At 68.8% G+C, this 17020-nt stretch carries 20 protein-coding genes; 13 read left to right on the top strand and 7 right to left on the bottom strand.

Going from position 1 to position 17020, the window contains the following annotated elements:
- Nucleotides 1–178 precede the first annotated feature (178 nt).
- Together AB0368_RS21440 and AB0368_RS21435 are read left to right on the top strand one after the other, a co-directional pair.
- Nucleotides 179–403, top strand: a complete 225-nt coding sequence (locus AB0368_RS21440; RefSeq protein WP_366155675.1) for a hypothetical protein — start codon at nucleotides 179–181, stop codon at nucleotides 401–403.
- A gap of 79 nt (nucleotides 404–482) precedes the next feature.
- Entirely contained in the window at nucleotides 483–2288 is a 1806-nt protein-coding gene (locus AB0368_RS21435) for an ATP-binding protein (protein ID WP_366155674.1), read from the top strand.
- Between the two features lie 9 nt (nucleotides 2289–2297).
- Here the strand turns inward: AB0368_RS21435 and AB0368_RS21430 are convergent, their stop codons facing one another.
- Both AB0368_RS21430 and AB0368_RS21425 read right to left on the bottom strand, forming a co-directional pair.
- Nucleotides 2298–3164, bottom strand: coding sequence for an SRPBCC family protein (locus tag AB0368_RS21430; RefSeq protein ID WP_366155673.1), 867 nt, complete (start codon nucleotides 3162–3164; stop codon nucleotides 2298–2300).
- 75 nt (nucleotides 3165–3239) lie between these two features.
- Nucleotides 3240–3992 (bottom strand): hydrolase, encoded by a 753-nt coding sequence (locus AB0368_RS21425; protein ID WP_366155671.1) that lies wholly within the window; start codon nucleotides 3990–3992, stop codon nucleotides 3240–3242.
- 255 nt (nucleotides 3993–4247) lie between these two features.
- Here AB0368_RS21425 and AB0368_RS21420 point away from each other — a divergent pair, with 255 nt between their 5' ends.
- Nucleotides 4248–5060, top strand: a complete 813-nt coding sequence (locus tag AB0368_RS21420; RefSeq protein ID WP_366155670.1) for a peptidoglycan DD-metalloendopeptidase family protein — start codon at nucleotides 4248–4250, stop codon at nucleotides 5058–5060.
- Nucleotides 5061–5124: 64 nt separating this feature from the next.
- On the opposite strand, the gene csrA is transcribed toward AB0368_RS21420, so the two are convergent.
- The 5 genes from csrA to flgN all read right to left on the bottom strand — a co-directional run bounded on the left by csrA (nucleotide 5125) and on the right by flgN (nucleotide 8670).
- A complete protein-coding gene (gene csrA, locus AB0368_RS21415) occupies nucleotides 5125–5367 on the bottom strand; it encodes a carbon storage regulator CsrA (RefSeq protein WP_366155669.1) in 243 nt (80 codons plus the stop codon).
- Between the two features lie 64 nt (nucleotides 5368–5431).
- The gene (locus AB0368_RS21410) at nucleotides 5432–5830 is read right to left on the bottom strand and encodes a flagellar assembly protein FliW (RefSeq protein WP_366155668.1); all 399 of its coding nucleotides are present in this window, start codon (nucleotides 5828–5830) and stop codon (nucleotides 5432–5434) included.
- A 41-nt stretch (nucleotides 5831–5871) separates the two neighbouring features.
- Entirely contained in the window at nucleotides 5872–6792 is a 921-nt protein-coding gene (locus tag AB0368_RS21405) for a flagellin (protein ID WP_366155667.1), read from the bottom strand.
- Between the two features lie 10 nt (nucleotides 6793–6802).
- Nucleotides 6803–8185: a flagellar hook-associated protein FlgK gene (gene flgK / locus AB0368_RS21400; protein ID WP_366155666.1), complete on the bottom strand. Its 1383-nt coding sequence runs from the start codon at nucleotides 8183–8185 to the stop codon at nucleotides 6803–6805.
- The gene (flgN, locus tag AB0368_RS21395; protein ID WP_366155665.1) at nucleotides 8185–8670 is read right to left on the bottom strand and encodes a flagellar export chaperone FlgN; all 486 of its coding nucleotides are present in this window, start codon (nucleotides 8668–8670) and stop codon (nucleotides 8185–8187) included. Before flgN ends, flgK begins: the two co-directional genes overlap by 1 nt.
- 252 nt (nucleotides 8671–8922) lie before the next feature.
- Between flgN and AB0368_RS21390 the strand changes: the two genes are divergently transcribed.
- The 10 genes from AB0368_RS21390 to AB0368_RS21345 all read left to right on the top strand — a co-directional run bounded on the left by AB0368_RS21390 (nucleotide 8923) and on the right by AB0368_RS21345 (nucleotide 17018).
- A complete protein-coding gene (locus AB0368_RS21390) occupies nucleotides 8923–10083 on the top strand; it encodes a flagellin (protein WP_366155664.1) in 1161 nt (386 codons plus the stop codon).
- Nucleotides 10084–10231: 148 nt separating this feature from the next.
- On the top strand, nucleotides 10232–11689 hold the full coding sequence (gene fliD, locus AB0368_RS21385; RefSeq protein WP_366155663.1) for a flagellar filament capping protein FliD: 1458 nt from the start codon (nucleotides 10232–10234) through the stop codon (nucleotides 11687–11689).
- A 14-nt stretch (nucleotides 11690–11703) separates the two neighbouring features.
- Nucleotides 11704–12096 carry a flagellar export chaperone FliS gene (gene fliS / locus AB0368_RS21380; RefSeq protein ID WP_366155662.1) on the top strand — a complete coding sequence of 131 codons (393 nt, stop codon included), beginning with the start codon at nucleotides 11704–11706 and terminating at the stop codon, nucleotides 12094–12096.
- A gap of 6 nt (nucleotides 12097–12102) precedes the next feature.
- Nucleotides 12103–12426, top strand: a complete 324-nt coding sequence (locus AB0368_RS21375) for a hypothetical protein (RefSeq protein ID WP_366155661.1) — start codon at nucleotides 12103–12105, stop codon at nucleotides 12424–12426.
- Nucleotides 12427–12618: 192 nt separating this feature from the next.
- Complete coding sequence (locus AB0368_RS21370) at nucleotides 12619–12966, top strand: flagellar basal body protein (protein WP_366155660.1); 348 nt, start codon at nucleotides 12619–12621, stop codon at nucleotides 12964–12966.
- Nucleotides 12967–12971: 5 nt separating this feature from the next.
- A complete protein-coding gene (locus AB0368_RS21365; protein WP_366155659.1) occupies nucleotides 12972–13367 on the top strand; it encodes a flagellar basal body rod C-terminal domain-containing protein in 396 nt (131 codons plus the stop codon).
- A 2-nt stretch (nucleotides 13368–13369) separates the two neighbouring features.
- Entirely contained in the window at nucleotides 13370–13687 is a 318-nt protein-coding gene (locus AB0368_RS21360) for a flagellar hook-basal body complex protein FliE (protein WP_366155658.1), read from the top strand.
- Between the two features lies 1 nt (nucleotide 13688).
- Nucleotides 13689–15287 (top strand): flagellar basal-body MS-ring/collar protein FliF, encoded by a 1599-nt coding sequence (fliF, locus tag AB0368_RS21355; RefSeq protein ID WP_366155657.1) that lies wholly within the window; start codon nucleotides 13689–13691, stop codon nucleotides 15285–15287.
- A gap of 47 nt (nucleotides 15288–15334) precedes the next feature.
- Nucleotides 15335–16360, top strand: a complete 1026-nt coding sequence (gene fliG / locus AB0368_RS21350) for a flagellar motor switch protein FliG (RefSeq protein WP_366155656.1) — start codon at nucleotides 15335–15337, stop codon at nucleotides 16358–16360.
- Nucleotides 16344–17018, top strand: coding sequence for a FliH/SctL family protein (locus tag AB0368_RS21345; protein ID WP_366155655.1), 675 nt, complete (start codon nucleotides 16344–16346; stop codon nucleotides 17016–17018). The genes fliG and AB0368_RS21345 overlap by 17 nt, the downstream gene beginning before the upstream one ends.
- The last annotated feature ends 2 nt before the right edge of the window (nucleotides 17019–17020 follow it).

The following is a 17020-nucleotide window of genomic DNA, read 5'->3' as shown; positions in this document are numbered from 1 at the left end:
ATGCCGGCGGCAGCTTGGGGGAAATGCTGATAGCGGGGCGAAGCCGCCCCGGGACCTCGGAGGTTGCTCCTGAGTTGCAGCCGTCTCATCCGGGCCCCGAGGGCTAAGTCGCCCCCGGGCCGGGCCGAACTACCCGCTGTCAGGACCGCTTGCACCGCCACCGAGCAAGGAGAGCGCTATGACCACCGTGCTGTCGCCCGAGATCGTCGCTGTCGACTCCCTGGCCGAGCGCTGCGACCGCTGCGGCGCCGCCGCGAAGCTCGAGCTGGCCCTCGCCGGCGGTGGCGGCCTCGCGTTCTGCGGGCACCACGCCAACAAGTTCGCCGACCGCCTCGCGCCGGTGGCCGTGAAGGCGACGGTCGAGAACGGCTTCGAGTGGGCCGGGCAGTCTCAGTCGGCGTGACCCCTTGATCCCATCCGCCGCGATATGATCACTCCCTCACAGTTGGGCCGAAACGCCCATATTTAGAGGGGTTCCACCGGTGCAGATCGCGGCGCACGACGTGGGCAGGGTGTCCCGGCTCGCCGCCGGGAGCACCGGTGTCGCAGTCGCGATTGCCGGGGCCCTCAGTCTGGTCCTGTCCCCCGCGGGCACCCCTGTCCCCGAAGCGTTGACGGCGAGCCCGGCGGCTGCACTCGTAGCCGCCGGGCTCGCCTTGTTCCTGCTGTCCCCGGCCCGGCCCCGGCGTGCGGCGCGCGGTGCCGCGTACGCACTCGCCGCCCTGGCCGCCGCCCTCGGCGTCGCGGCACTGCCCCGCCATCCGGCGGCCGGCGTCGCCACCACGCTCGCCGGGCTCGGACTGGCCTGCCTCGACCTGAACGTCCACCGCCGGGCCGGCGACCCGGTGCGGTACCGGGTGGCCGATCCCCTGCTGGCCGGCAGCGCGATCATCGCGCTGGTGGCCCTGGTGCCGCGGATGTTCGCACCCACGTTCCCCGGCGGCCGGGGGCCGGACACCCTGATGCCGCCGTACCACGCCGGAGCCCTCTTCGCGCTCGCCGTCGGCATGGTGCTGGCCCGGCCCGAGGCCGGCCCGCTGCGCACCGGCGCCGCCGCCGGCCCGGGCGCCAAGATCCGCCGGATGCTGCCCTCCGTCATCGCGATCCCGGTCATCGCCGCGCTGGTCAGCGCCCTCGCCGTACGGACCGGGATCAGCCGGCCGGCCGCCGCCATCAGCACCGGGACGGTCCTCGCCGCGCTCGCCCTCGTGGCGCTCGTCGGGTATCTGGTCCGGTCCCTGGAGGGCGCCGACCGCAAGCAGCGGGAACTCCTCGCGGAGCTGCGCGAGCGGCGCGAGTTCGCCGACACCCTGCTGCAGTCGATGAACGAGGCGGTGATGGTGCTGGACGCCAACCACCGGGTCATCGACGTGAACCGGCGCTGGCGGGAACTGACCGGGGACAGCGGGCCGGACGGCACCGAGCCACCGGACCTGCCGCCGGCGGGCACCCAGGACTGGTCGATCCGCCGCGCCGACGGCACCGACGTCCCGGTGTTCGCCACGATGGCCGCCATCCCGGACGCAGCGGGCCGCCCGCGCGGCTACGTCGCCACGTACGTCGACATCACCGACCGCAAGCGCGCCGAGGACGAGCTGACCAGCCACGCCGCCGAGCTCGAGATCAGCAACACGCGGCTGCGCGAGGCGCTCGCGTTCAAGAACGATCTGACCTCCATGCTGACCCACGACGTCGCCCAGCCGATCAGCTCGATTGCGAGCCTGGCGGAGCTGCTGCACGCCGACTGGGCGGACCTGCCCGACGACATCCGGCTCGAGCTGGTCTCGAAGATCGACAAGAACACGAGCCGGCTCATCAAGATGATGAACGACCTACAGCTGCTGTTCCGGCTGGACACGGGCGCGGTCACGGCCCGGCGGGCGCCGGTGCCGGTGCGCGAGGTCGTCACGTCGGTCACCGCTGAGCTCAATTGCGAGGGCGACGTCGTGGTCGTGGTGGACGAAGACGTCTCCGCGCTCGCCGACCGGCAGCACGTGTGGCACGTCCTGCGCAACCTCATGGCCAACGCGCTCGCCTACGGCGAGACCCCGATCGAGGTGCGCGCCACCCGCGACGACGAAACCGTCGTCCTGATCGTGGAGGACCGCGGCGGCGGCATCCCGGAGGAGCTCGTGCCGCAGCTGTTCGACCGCTTCATGCGCGGCGCCGGCCTCGGCCTGTTCATCGTGCGCCACCTGGTGGAGGCGAACGGAGGCTCGGTCCGCTATGAGCGGGCCGAGCCCCGTGGTGCGCGGCTTGTCGTGACCTGGGAAGCCGCTTCCCTGTAGCAGCGGCGGCTACCAGCTGCCGCGCTCCTCCTCGTTGATCACTCCGTCGCCCCGGCCGTCGCGGGTGCCCATCACCTTGCCGCCCATGCGGGCCGACGCCGACACCTGACCACCGGCACGGGTGCCCGCGGCGCCGCCCCGGATCGTCGAGGAGCCGGAGATCCGGCGGCCGGGCGCGAGCACGTCGTCGAGATCGTGCGGGTCGTCGATGCCGGGCGCCGACGTGATGTCGACCCGGGTACCCGCGTCCGAGATGCCCAGGGGATCGGTGTCGGCGTTCGGCCGCAGCGTGCCGAGGCCGTCCCGGCGGGCGTTGCTGAACTCGCCGGCGCTCGTACCCCAGCCGGCACCCGGCCGCGAACGCCCGCCACGGGCACGGTTCGCCACCGAGGCGGGCGAGGCGAAGGCACTGCCGGTCATGTTCTTCGAGCTGGCACCGGTCAGCCCGCCGGAGTCGCCCAGCTTGCCGGTCTCGATGAGGCCCTTGAAGGCGTTCAGGTCGGCCCTGAGGCGCCGGCTCAGCGCCTCCTGGGCGTGCCGGTCGCTGGGCAGCAGGAACGCGGCATCGGCGTCCAGCTGGGCGATGATCTGGGTCCTCGTCTCGCCCATCGGCCGCAGCGTGATGGTCTCGGAGAGCCGCGGACCGTCCACCGCCTGCCACGAGACCCGCTCGTCGAGTGAGCGCTCGGTGATCTGCGCATCGAACTCGCGGCGGTGCCCATCGACGTCCAGGACCCAGTGCGTCTGGTCGTGGCCGATGGGGGTGACCTGCTCGACCCCGGTCATGAAGCGCGGGTAGTTCTCGAACGCCGCGAGCTGCTCGTACACCGTGTGCAACGGTGCACTGATCTCCACGGCCTGCTGAACCAAACTCATCGCATCTCTCCCATGCTGAAGTGCCGGCATGACAGAGAGTACGTAGACGATTACACCTCGCGTCTGGTTTTCGGGTCAGACCCGGCGCAGGTACTGCCAGTTGCCGACCTCGGCGGCGTACCGGGCGTCACTCGCGGCCACGAGCGCCACGTCGGCCTCACGGAGCATGGCGACCACACGAGGCGACGGGCTGCGCCAGGCCTCACTGATCTCGACGACCGTACCGGTGCCCCGGCAGGCCGAGGAGAGCGCGCAGAGGATCTCCGGCGTGACCGCGGCGTCGTCGATGCCGACCTGGCCGAGCAGGCTCAGCGGGCGGGCAAGCTGCGTGGGCGCGTATCGCGAGGCACGCTCAAGGCCCTTGATCGTGGCGGTCACGACGATCTCGGCCACCTGGTCGGGGACGAGCAGGCCGGCGGCCAGCATGGCACGGACCTCACGGGCACCGGTCGGGCCGTCGGCGAGCGGCAGCCGGGACACGGCGACCGAGACCGCCTCGAGGTGCCCCAGGTCCGCGGGCCACGCGAGCCAGCCGTCCTGCTGGACGACCTCGACCTCGGCCGCGACGCGCAGGGTGAGCTCCGTACGCTGCCGCGCCCGGCGCACCGCGTCGGCGTACGCCGACAGCCACGTCGTGTCGGGGCCGACCTGGTCGGCGAAGGTCAGCGCGGCGAGCCCGGCGCGGTCGGCGGCGGAGACGACCACCCCGATGCTGTCCCGCCCGGCCGCGAAACCGGTGTGTACATGCGCGTCGGCACGCAGATCGAGGGCGGCCGCGGGGGCGGCGAGGATGGTGCCGTCCATGACCGATTCGCGTTCTGCACCCACGATGTCTCCCGACGAGGTCAACCGGACGAGCTCCTCTCGTCCTGGGAGAAACTCTGCGGCCGCGGTGTTGTGGACCGGGGCCGCACCAGGTGCATTCCGGGTGCGCGGTTTCCCAGCCGGGAAACCCCTGCAAAGGCCACGATGACAGGTACGGCCTCTGCGTGTTCTGCCCGCAACCGTTCTGCACTTCCCGTGCACCGCTCGCGGCATCCGCCACTCGGCAGCCTGTGCCTGTACGCCTCCAGAAGGGAACCCATGAAGCGCCGACATACTTTCGCCCTGCTCACCGCCGGAACCCTTGCCGGCACCGCGATCGCCGGCGCACCGGCCGTCGCAGCCCCTTCGAATATCGCCGCCACCGGCCAGGTGGTCACCGGCGGCACCGCACTCAACGCGCGCAGCGGCCCGTCCGCGAGCAGCCCGAAGACCGGTACGGTGCCCAACGGCACGACCGTCTCGATCGTCTGCCGGACCGCCGGCCAGTTCATCAGCGGCACGGTGACGAACACCGGCTACTGGGACCGCCTGACGGACAACACCTACATCTCCGACGCGTACGTGCAGCGGGCCGTCACCGACATCCCGAAGTGCACCGCCACGACGTCGCTCCCCGCCGTTTCCGGCGCCTGGATGCTTCCGGTGACAGCGGGCCTGGTGAGCGGCTTCCGCACCGTCCAGCGCCCCGCCCACGACGGCGTCGACCTGGGCGCCGCCCGCAACACTCCCATCCGCGCGGCCAGCGCCGGCACGGTTATCCGCGTGGTCTGCAACGTCTCCCGAGGCAGCTGCGACGTGGACGGCAACCGCACCATCAGCGGCTGCGGCTGGTACGCCGAGGTGCAGCACCCCGGCAACGTCGTCACCCGCTACTGCCACATGGTCCGCCGCCCGTCGGTGACCGTCGGCCAGACCGTCGCCCGCGGCTCGATTCTCGGGTACGTCGGCACGTCCGGCTCGTCGTCCGGGCCGCACCTGCACTTCGAGGTGCATGCGAGCGTACCGGCGACGCGGGAGAACGCGATCAGCCCGATCGCCTTCATGAAGGCCCGCGGCCTGACCATCGGCTGACCCGAACGCACCGAAGGCCGACTCTCTGCGGAGAGTCGGCCTTGTGTGTTCGTGACAAGCCGGCTCAGTCCGGATTGGAGGCCGGGCGCAGCATGTCGGTGACGGCCTGCACCGCCTCCTCATCGGGAGACGCCGCTTCGCGGTTGGCGGCCTTCAGCTCGTTGTAGACCTCCTCGCGGTGCACCTGCACGTCGCGCGGAGCCTTGATACCGATGCGAATGACGTCGCCGCGCGCCTCGAGGACGGTCACGACGACGTCATCGCCGATGATCACACTTTCGCCGGCCTTCCTGGTCAGCACCAGCATCGTGGCTGCCCCTTCTCCATCCGTGGACAGGACATTGCACGCCCGGGCCGAGGCCCGTGGAGCGTCAGAAAGCCTTGCGCATGACCGCGCGGACCGGCATGTTGCTGCCGTTGAGAATGACCTGCATGGCGCGCTTGGAGTCGCGGTCCACGATGATCGGGGCGAACAGGTTCGCGGTCGTCTCTTCGACGCCGGCGGTGATGACGACCATGACCAGCAGCCGGTCCGGGTCCTTGGTGTTCAGGGCCGCCAGAGTCTCGTTCTCGATCTCCGGCGCGTAGTCCGGGAAGAACGGCTCGGGTGGGGCCACCAGGAACCGCAGATCCGGGTCCTGAATGGACGTGAAGGCGAAGAGAAGACCGTCTTCGTTCAGGCGGACCAGCACGAACTGCCGATGCGCCGGGAAACCGGGCATAGGCACGGCCATGTCGATGATCGGCATGTCCAGCTCGGTGTCGGACATGGTTGCCCCAATCGGTCGGGACGCGATGCTAGTACTCATGGTCACCTCAGGAAATCGATGAGCGAGGGCTGGATCACCTTGGCCCCGGCGGCCAAGGCGGCCTGGTACGACGTCTGCTGAAGTTGCATGTCCATAATGGTCTTCGGCAGATCGATATCCTCGATGTCGGAGAGCTGCGTCGTCACGGACAACAACCGGTCCTGTGCGGACTCCTTCATCTGCGTAATCCGATTATATCGAGATCCGATCTCCGAAATGGCCGATTTCAGTTTGTTCCCGGACTTGTCGAGGTCCTGCAGGTCGGACTGCAGTTTGGTGTTGTCCCCGGCGCGGATACTCGCCGAGATGTTCGACAGCACCTTGAAGAGTCCCGTGGTGTCGTCACCGAACGCCTCTGGTCCCGTCATGTCGACCCGCACCTTGACGCCGCTGCCGACGGTGCGAGACACGCTCGTGGTGGCAACGTTGTTCGGGTCGTAGGTGTTGCCGGTGTATGCGCCAGTGGTCCGGTCGTACGCCTCAGGATCGGCTGTGTTGCCACCGAAGACGGGGCGATCGAGGTATCGGGTGTTCGCGTATCCGACCAAGGCCTCGCGAGCCTGGTCGATCTCCAGGGCCAGCGCCTCGTTCGCCTGCGTTCCGTTCGTACTCGTGTTGAGGCCCTGGACGGTGAGGTCCCGGGCCCGGTTGACCAGGGTGGACGCGCTGCTCAAGGTGTCCTCGAGCGTGCCCAGCCAACCAAGGCCGTCGTCGGCGTTCCGGCTGTACTGCTCGCTGGTGCGAGCCTCGGCGCGCAACTGCAGGGCCGACACTGTGCCGGCCGGCGAGTCCGACGGCCGGTTGATCTGCTTGCCGCTCGACAGCTGATCCTGGATCTGAGCGCCCTTGGCGAGATTGCGCTGAAGGTTGGCCAGTACCCGGGTGTGGATACTGCCCTCGGTGACTCTGCCGCCGCCAATCATTGACTACCCCTTACCTTCCGACCAGACCGGTACGGTTGATGAGCTGGTCGAGCATCGAATCGATCGTGGTCAGAACCCGGGACGCGGCCTCGTACCCGCGCTGGTACGTGAGCAGGTTGGTCATCTCCTCGTCGAGGTTGACCCCGGACTCGCCCTCGCGGGCGGCGTCGACCTGCTCGGTCACCACGGACTGGATCTCGGCGCGGCGGGCGGAGCCCTGCGAGTCGACGCCGAGCCGCCCGATGATGCCCTGGTATTCGCGGTCCGGACCGCCCGCCGTGTCGCCGATGTCGGCGATCTTGTCGGCGACCGAGTTGTCCATCGTCCCGGCCGTCGCCGACATCGCCACCTTGGCCGGGCTCTTGACGAGGACTTTGATGTCCGCGGCGGTCGTACCGCCGAAGAAGTCGAGGCCCGTGGTCCCGTCGGTGCTGTAACCGGCGCGGTGCTTGATGTTCACCGAGTCGACCAGGTTCTTGGCGACGGAGTCGAGATCCTTCGACAGGTCCGGGATGACGTACGTCATGGTGTCGACGGCCGCGCCGACCTTGCCGCCGGCCTGGATCGGCTTCTGGATGTCATGCCACTGAAGCTGCACCGGATCAGCACCCTGATCCTCGAGCCTGTCCGCGCCGACGAACTCCACCTCGCGCACATTTGTGCCGGTGACCAGGTTCTGGCCGTTGATGAAGACGTCCATGCTGCCGTTGTCACGCTTGGCCGCGTTGGCGCCGGTGAGTTCGGCCAGCCGCATGGCCAGCACGTCTCGCTGGTCCTCGAGCTCGTTCACGGTCAGCCCCGTGGCGTTGGCCTTGACGATGCTGTCGTTGAGCTGGGCGATCGACTTCGCCGTACCGTTGATCTCGTCGACGTACGCGTTCATCTGGCTCTCGTTCAGCTTCCACTGCCGCGCCAGCGCCTCGTGGGAGGCGTTGAGCTGGTCGGCGACCGTGGAACTCTGCTGAATCAGGGCGGATCGCGGGGCCTCGAGCTGCGGATTGTTCGCCACGTCGCTCCAGCTGCCCCACATGTCGCGCAGCTGGGCGGCGAGGGCGGTGTCGCCCGGCTCGCCGAAGGTGTCCTCGATCGCCACGTACGAGGAGCTCTGCGCCTTGAGGTAGGCGTCCGTCCCGTGCTCGGCGCGGCCCCGGTTCTCCAGGTATTCGTCGCGCAGGCGCTGGACGTCGGTCACCGCGACGCCGGTGCCGAGGCCGTCGGTCCTGGCGTACATGGCCGCGGACAGGGAGCCGACCTGGGAGTTCATGTTGACGCGCTGCCGGGTGTATCCCTCGGTGTTCGCGTTGGCGATGTTCTGCCCGGTCACGTCCAGGCCGCGCCGTTGCGCGTAGAGAGAGGTGAGGGCGGTGTTGATACCGCCGAAGCTGCTACCCATCAGATCGCCTCATCCACCAGGCTGGGGCGGCGCACGCCGCCCGTGACGGTTTGGCCCTGCCGGCCATACGTTTCCACGCTTCCGGCGAACACGAGCATGGTTTCGCGAGCCGCGCGCTGACCCGCGGTGAGCAGGTCCCGGTTCGTCTCCGCCATGGCGCTGATCTCGGAGGTCAGGGTGAGGAATGCCTTGCGGTGCTGGTGCAGCAGCTCGGACCAGGGCGCCGGCGCGGCGTCCGCGAGCTCGCCGAGCGAGGCCTCCACGTTCAGCCCCAGTTCCTGGGCGACCGCCTGCGCGTACGCGGCCCGGGCCACCTCGGTCTGCCGGATCTGATCCAGGACCACTTCCACCTCACGGGTGGCGTGCGCGAGCCAGCGCGACCGGTTCGAGGCGAGCAGGAGCTGCTCCTCCTCCAGCTTGAACAGCAGCAGTTCCAGCAGCTCCCGTGAGCGCCACAGGACGCTGGACAGGTCGGTCAGGCTCACCGGCTCCTCCGTCTTCACTCGCGGGCCTTGCTCCCGCTTCATCCGTCACGTCGGCAACCGATGAGGGTCTCTGAGGACTTGGAGCGGCTTTGGTTGCGAACCGGTGCGGCCCGGTTTCCGCGTTCGCCGGACGCACCGTGAAGAAATCTCAAATAATCCTCAAGGCCGGAGGGACCCGGTCGATCACTGATGGCGTAAGCAATCGGCTCACGGATGGGCCGGCCAGAGACCCCACTCAAGGAGGAATTTCAAATGGGTCTTCGTATCAACCAGAACATCGCTGCCCAGAACGCCTACCGCAGCCTCTCGGTCTCCGACAACCAGATGTCGAAGCAGCTCGAGAAGCTGTCGTCGGGCTTCCGGATCAACCGGGCCGGCGACGACGCCGCGGGCCTGGCGATCAGCGAGGGCCTGCGCAGCCAGGTCGGTGGCCTCAAGGTCGCCACCCGTAACGCGCAGGACGGCGTCTCGGTCGTGCAGACCGCTGAGGGTGCCCTGAACGAGGTGCACTCGGTTCTCCAGCGCATGCGTGACCTGGGCGTGCAGGCGGGCAACGACTCCAACAACAAGGACGCGCGGGACAACATCGCCACGGAGGTCTCCAGCCTCCGCGACGAGCTGGACCGTATCGGCCAGACGACGAACTTCAACGGCACCAAGCTGCTCGACGGCAGCGCCAACCTGAAGTTCCAGGTGGGCGCGGACGGCACCTCCAACAGCCAGATCGGTGTCGACCTGCAGTCGATCAACGTCTCGAGCCTCTCCGCCGGTCTCGGCAACAGCTCCGCGAAGTTCGCCATCGCCACGCCCACGGCCGTCACCGGCGCCATGACCTTCGGTGTTTCCGGCGACGCCACCAACGACGTGACGGTCACCCTGGGCGCTGCCAACACCTACAAGACCGTCGGCGACGTGGCCGACGCTCTCAACTCCAACTCGGCGTTCGCCGCCAAGTTCGGGGCGTCGGTCGACAAGGCCAGCAACAACCTGGTGGTGACCGCCAAGGTCGCCGGGCCCACCCCTGGCACCTCGGTTGTCCAGGGTGGCACCGGTGGTGCCGGCAACGCTGCCGTCGGTACCGGCGTCGCACTGGCCACCAGCCAGACGGTCGGTCTGAACTTCACGGACTCCACCGCCGCCCAGGCCGCCATCGGCAAGATCGACACGGCGATCCAGACGGTCTCCACGGCCCGCGCGAAGCTCGGTGCCTACCAGAACCGGTTCGAGCACACCATCAACAACGCCAACGTCGCCATCGAGAACCTGTCGTCGTCGGAGAGCCGGATCCGTGACACGGACATGGCTCAGGAAATGATGTCCTACACCCGGTCGCAGATCCTGACCCAGGCCGGCACCGCGATGCTGTCGCAGGCCAACCAGTCGCAGCAGGGCGTTCTCTCCCTCCTGCGCTGATCCAACGTGGTGATCCTCTCGTCGTAGCGGGGACCACCACCGCGGAAATCGCTCAGTCAAACGCACGGACAACCGAATAGACGGGCGGTCGGCGTCATCGCCGACCGCCCGTCCCGTACCAGCCCCACCGACGGAGGGATCACAGGTCATGGCTAGTGTCGACGGCCTCATCACCGGTATGAGCACCACGGACACCATCAACCAGCTCATGCAGGTCGAGGCTGCCCCGCAGGCCGCGCTGAAGACCAAGATCTCCACCGCGAACAAGGTCGTATCCGCGTACCAGAGCGTGAACAGCCGGATGTCCAGCCTGGTGTCCGCGGCGCAGGCCCTGGGTAGCTCCGACGCGTGGGGCGCCATGAAGGCCACCTCCAGCTCCTCCGCGGCCGTGGTCTCGGCCAAAGCGGGGGCATCGCCCGGCTCGCTCAGCTTCCACGTCGACAAACTCGCGTCGACGCAGGTGCTGACCTTCACCGGCGGGTCGATCACCTCGGCCAGCGACGCCACCGGATCGCCTGCCGTCTCCGGCGCCACGTTCGACGTCACGCTCAAGGACGGCACGACAAAAACCCTGACGCCGACGGACACGTCGCTCAACTCGGTCGTTTCCGCCATCAACGGCGAGGCCAACCTCGACTACAAGGCCGCAGCCGTGCAGATCGGCCCGGGTAAGTTCACGCTGCAGCTCACCGCGAAGGACAGCGGCGCGACGGGCGCCACCAAGGTCACCGCGGCGAAAGCGCCGACGGGGCTGAACCTGGGCGGCGCCGCCACAATCACGGTCACGGGCGACGACGCCAAGCTCACCGTCGGCAGCACGAATCCGTACTCGATCACGTCGTCGACGAACACCTTCGCCGACGTGCTGCCGGGTGTGACCGTCACCGCCGCCCAGGCGCAGGCCCCCGCCGACGCCCCCGTCACCATCAACGTGACGGCCGACGCCGACGGCATCGCGTCCAAGGTGCAGGCCCTGGTCGACAATGCCAACGTGGTCCTGAACGAGATCAGCTCACAGAGCAAGATCAAAACGGGCAACGTCTCCGCCGGAGCGCTCGTCGGGGACAGCGAAGTCCGCAGAATCGCCCAGGACATCATGAGCGCCGTCTCGGGGGGCGCCGCCGGGCTGGGCTCGGGCGGCATGACCGCCAGTTTCAACGAGGTCGGCGTCTCGGTCGACCGCAAGGGCGTGCTCACGTTCGACAAGCAGAAGTTCCTCGACGCCTACAACGCCGACCCGGCCAAGACGGAGAAGTACTTCGACTCGTACACCGACAAGGCCGGGGGCACCGCCGGCAAGTTCGAGCCGGGCTTCGACACGTCGACCGGACTCGCCCGCAAGCTGGAGACCATCGGTCTGACCGCCAGCGTTGGGGTCACCGATCCGACCCAGCCGAACAAGGCGAAGCAGGGCATCCTGCAGAGCCTGATCGAGCGCAACACCAACACGATCAGCGGCCTGAACGACCAGGTCACCGAGTGGGACGTACGGCTGGATCTGCGCAGGACGGCCCTGCAGAAGCAGTTCTCCGGCCTCGAGGTCGCGCTCGGCAAGATGAAGTCGCAGTCCACCTGGCTGGCGGGTCAGCTCGCCGGCCTTGGCTGAGCGGAGCGCACCATATGAGCACCCCTTCACCCGCCATGCGCGAGCGCTACCTCGCTGATGCCACTGCCACGGCCTCGCCGGCCAAGCTGCTCCTGATGCTGTTCGACCGACTGATCCTGGACCTCACGCGAGGCGAGGAGGCGCTGAACGCGGGCGACCGGCCGGAGGCGAACACCCACCTGAAGCACGCCCAGGACATCGTGATGGAGCTGCACGTCACGCTGAACGTGGATGCCTGGGAGGGCGCCAAGAACCTGGTCGCGCTCTACACCTTTGCGCAGACGGAACTCGTCACGGCGAACGTCCAGGGCGACGCCGCCAAGGTCACCGCCGTCCGCGCCCTGATGGAGCCGCTGCGCGACACCTGGCGGGAAGCGGCGATGACCGTCGCGGCGGCCGAGGGCTGATCCGCCATGGCCGACCAGTGGCGGCAAGCCTGGATCGAAGCGCTCGACGAACTGGAAGAGGACGTCGAGGCCGTCGAGCGGATGATCTCGGAGGAACACCGCGCCCAGGAACTGCCGCTCGCGAAGCCCTGGGAGCCACCGGCGGGCCTCGGCCCGCTGCCGCTGGACCTGAAGCCCCGCGCGGACTTCATCCTGACCCGGCAGCTCGAAGCGGCCAAGGCGGCGGCGATGGCGATCACCGCCAACCGCCGGCAAAGCGCGTTCGCCTCGCGGGTCGAGGTCGGCACTCCCGGCAAGCAGGTTCCCACCTACATCGACTGCGCCATGTGACCCAGTAGCACCACCGAACACCGGAACCCGGTGCCCCCTGAAGGGGCGCCGGGTTTTGCGTGCAACCGGTCAGCAACCGTTCCACCCTCAGCGGATCGGAGGACGGGCCGAAGCGAAAGGTACGAGCAAAGGACTGCTCGGCCAGGAAGCCAAGGACCGGCGCCCTCGCACCACTGGGAAGGAAACGCCGCCGTGTTCGATGACGTCGCATCGTCCTCGCTCCGCGTCGCAGTTGCCGGTCTGTCCGCGCGGCAGAACGCCATCGCCAACAACATCGCGAATATCGAGACCCCCGGCTACACGGCTCGTAAGGTCAAGTTCGAGGAGGCGCTGAGCAGCGCCGTCGCGAACGGCCAGTCGCCCTCGATGGTCTCGCCGACCGTGCAGAACTCGCTGGAGCCGACGCGCCTGAACGGCAACAACGTCAACCTGGACGAGGAGACGCTCTCGCACATCGACACCACGATGCGCTACCAGCTCACCGTCCGCGCTCTCGACGCCAAGTACGGCCTCATCCGCGACGCGATCAAGGGAGCCTGACCCAGATGAGCACCTTCAACGCGATCGGCGTGGCCAGCACCGGCGTCACCGTCTCCCGCAAGTGGCTCGACGCCGTGTCGGACAACATCGCCAACATGGACAACGTCTCCCGGACGTCCGAGAAGGCCTTCCAGGCCCGCTACGTCGTGGCCCAGGAGGCGCAGGACGGCAACGGCGTCCAGGTCGCCGGCATCGCCTACGGCAGCGCCGAGGGTCAGCTCGCGTACGAGCCGGACAACCCGCTTGCCGACACCGAGGGCTACGTACGCCGGCCGGACATCGACCTCGGCGGTCAGATGGCCCAGATGATGATGGCTCAGCGCTCGTACCAGGCGAACCTCGCGATGGTCGACCGGGCGAAGGAGTCGTACCAGGCCGCGATCAGCCTCGGGAAGGGCTGATCATGACCTCGCCGATCAGCGCGCTCGGTGCCGTCAGTGGCGTGTCCGGGATCTCCCCGGTCACCGCCACGTCCGGCACCGATCAGGTCAGCGGACCGAACACCGACTTCGCCGGCATGTTGTCCAAGGGGCTGGAGAGCGTTCAGGCGTCCCAGTCCAAGGCGAGCGACCTGGCCGTGCAGGTGGCCAACGGCACGCTCCAGGACCCGGCGCAATACACCATGGCGTCGACGGAGGCCGCGCTCGGCCTCCAGCTCACCATGGCGATCCGGAACAAGGCCCTGGAAGCGTTCCAGGAGATCATGAGGATGCAGGCGTAACATGACGGACCGTCTCCCCGCGCCCGTACGCAAGGTCGGCGACGCCTTCAAGTCCTTCACCGCGGGGCAGAAGGCCGTCACGATCGCTGCGGTGATCGCCCTCGCGATCGGTGGCTACTTCTTCGCCACCTGGGCCTCCACGCCGTCGTACTCCCCCCTGTTCAGCAACCTGTCCAGCAAGGACGCCAGCGCGATCGTCGAGTCGCTGCAGAAGTCCAGCACGCCGTACGAACTGGCCAACGGCGGCACCACGATCATGGTGCCCCAGGACCAGGTGTACGACCTGCGCCTGCAGCTGTCCGGCGAGGGCCTGCCCGGCGAGTCGGACACCGGCTACGCCCTGCTGGACCAGCAGGGGATCACCACCAGCGACTTCATGCAGCACACGAACTACCAGCGGGCCCTGCAGGGCGAGCTGGCCAACACCATCAAGTCGATCGACGGCGTCGAGGCGGCCACCGTCAACCTCGTCATCCCCCAGAAGGACGTCTTCGCCGACGACACCAGCAAGACCACCGCCTCCGTGCTGGTGCAGTCATCGCCCAGCAAGCCCCTCTCGACGCAGACCGTGCAGGCCATCGTGCACCTGGTCGCCTCGAGCGTGGAGGGCCTCGACCCGACCAACGTCACCGTGGCCGGCGCCGACGGCAAGATCCTCTCGGCCGGCGGCGGCCAGGCCGTGGCCACCGGCGGGGACAGCGGCTCGGACTCCGCGACGGTCTCCTTCCAGAACCGCCTCAACTCCTCGCTGCAGAACATGCTCGACGCGGTCGTCGGCCCCGGCCACGCCGTGGTCACCACCACCGCCGAGCTGGACTTCGACCAGACCTCGACCACCACCGAGACGTACGCCTCGGACCCGAACGTGGCCGCGCTGTCGGAGAGCATCAGCCGCGAGGCCTACAACGGCAACGGCACCGGTACGGGTGGCGTACTCGGCCCGGACAACATCCAGGCGCCGAACGCCGGCGGCACCACGGGCACCGGGCAGTACGAGAACAGCAACACCGTGCGCAACAACGCGGTCAACAAGACCACCGAGGCGCGCAAGAGCGCTCCGGGCGGCATCAAGCGGCTCAACGTCGCCGTCCTGCTCGACGCCACCACCGCCGGGGCGGTCAACCAGGCCGACGTGCAGCAGCTCGTGAGCGCCGCGGCCGGCATCGACCCGACCCGTGGCGACACCGTCGCGGTCAGTGCCATGGCGTTCGACACCAGCGCCGCCACCGCCGCCAAGGACGCCCTGGCCGCATCCGCCGCCTCGGAGCAGACGGTGAAGCAGACCTCGCTGATCAAGACCGCGGCGATGGCCCTGGTGGTGCTCTTCCTGATCTTCCTCGCCTGGCGCTGGAGCCGGAAGCAGCGCAAGCGCAAGGCGTTGACCCCGGCCGAGCTCAAGCACCTCGAGGACATGCAGGCCGCCCTGGAGGCGCAGCGCCTGGCCGAGCTGAACGCCGCGATCCCGTCGCCGGCCATCGAGGCCGCCAACGTGATCCACGAGGCGCTCGAAGAACGGCAGCGCGAGATCGAGCAGATGGTCGAGGACCAGCCCGAGGAGATGGCCGTCCTGCTGCGCAGCTGGCTCGGCGCCGGTCGCTGATCCGCACCTGACGAGGCACGAATCCCCTGGTTCAAGGAGGAACCGCGTTGAGCTCACCAGCACTGTCCACCACGTCGATGACCGGCCTGCGCAAGGCCGCCATCCTGCTCGTACGGATGGGCAAGGAGTACTCGACCCGGGTGCTGGCGAACATGAAGGAAGGCGAGGTCGAGGAGCTCTCCGCGGAGATCGCCCGGCTCGGCAAGCTCGAACCCGACGTGGTGGTCGACGTCATCGACGAGTTCTACGCGATGGCGACGACCAAGCACGCCGGGGCGGGCGGCATGGCGTACGCGCGAGAACTGCTCGAGGCGTCCCTCGGCACGGAACGGGCCCAGCTGATCCTCGACCGGCTCCAGGCGTCGATGACCGACATGCCGTTCAACTTTCTCAGCCACGCCGACCCCCGGCAGCTGCTGTCGTACGTGCAGTACGAGCACCCGCAGACGATCGCGCTGGTGCTGGCGCACATCCCGTCGGCGCTGGCGTCCTCGATCCTGTCCGGGCTCGCGCCCGAGGTGCAGTCCGACGTGGCGCACCGGATCGCGGTCATGGACCGCACCTCGCCGGACGTGATCCGCCAGGTCGAGCTGGCCCTGCAGCGCAAGCTGTCCACCGTGCTCCAGCCCGACGAGCTGTCGACGGTCGGCGGTCTCGGGCCGCTGGTCGACATCATCAACCGCGCCGACCGCACCACCGAGCGGCTCATCCTCGAGGCGCTGGAGGCGCGTAGCCCGGAGATCGCCGAGGAGATCCGCCGGCGGATGTTCATGTTCGAGGACATCGTCACGCTCGACGACCGCTCGGTGCAGCTGGTGCTGCGCCAGGTCGAGCCCTCGGATCTCGCCACCGCGCTCAAGGGCGTCAACGACGAGGTCCGGAACAAGGTGACCGGCAACCTGTCCGAGCGCGGCCGGGACAACCTGCTCGAGGAGATGGACCTCATGGGCCCGGTCAAGCTCAAGATGGTCGAGGAGTCGCAGCAGAAGATCGTTGCGGTGATCCGTTCGCTCGAGGACTCCGGCCAGATCGAGATCCAGCGTGGTGGCGAGGCCGATGAGCTCGTCTCCTGAGGAAGGGCCGGTGCTGCGCGGCTCGGTGGCCGATTCCGCCGCCGCCGTCACCTTCGGCGTGGACCTGCGCCGGGGCGTACCCATGGACAGCGCCCCGGTGGAACGGGCGAAGCAGGAGGCCCGTACCGCCGGCTATGCCGAAGGCTGGGCACAGGGCCAGCGGGCCGCCGCACAGGAGGCCGAGGCGGCCGCGGAGCGGGCGCGGGCTCGTGAGCAGGCGCACGAGCAGCGCCGGGCCGCCGCGCTCGCGCAGGCGGTCAACGCGCTGGGCCGGGCGGTCACCGGCCTCGAGACGCAGCTGATGCCCACCCTGCACGAGCTGCAGGAGGCCGTGCTGGCACACGCCTTCGAACTTGCCGAGGCGATCGTCGGCCGGGCCATGGACGACCCGGAGGGCCGGGCCGAGGCCGCCCTGCGCCGCGCCATGAGCGCCGCCCCGGACCAGGGCGACATCGTGGTCAGCCTGCATCCCGAGGATTTCCGCAATCTGGTCGGCACGGCAACCGACGCCGACTACAACTACGAGGGTCGGCCGGTGCACCTGCGCCCCAACCCGGCCCTGCGCCCCGGCGACGCCGTGGCCGAGACCGGTACGACCACGGTGGACGCGTCCATCGCCGCTGCCGTCGCCAGGGCGCGAGAAGCTCTGCGACTGTGAGG

The sequence above is a fragment of the Actinoplanes sp. NPDC051475 genome (assembly GCF_040689425.1).
GTDB lineage: Bacteria > Actinomycetota > Actinomycetes > Mycobacteriales > Micromonosporaceae > Actinoplanes.
Note: the sequence above shows the minus strand (reverse complement) of the source record. Positions and strands in the feature narration are given on the sequence as shown.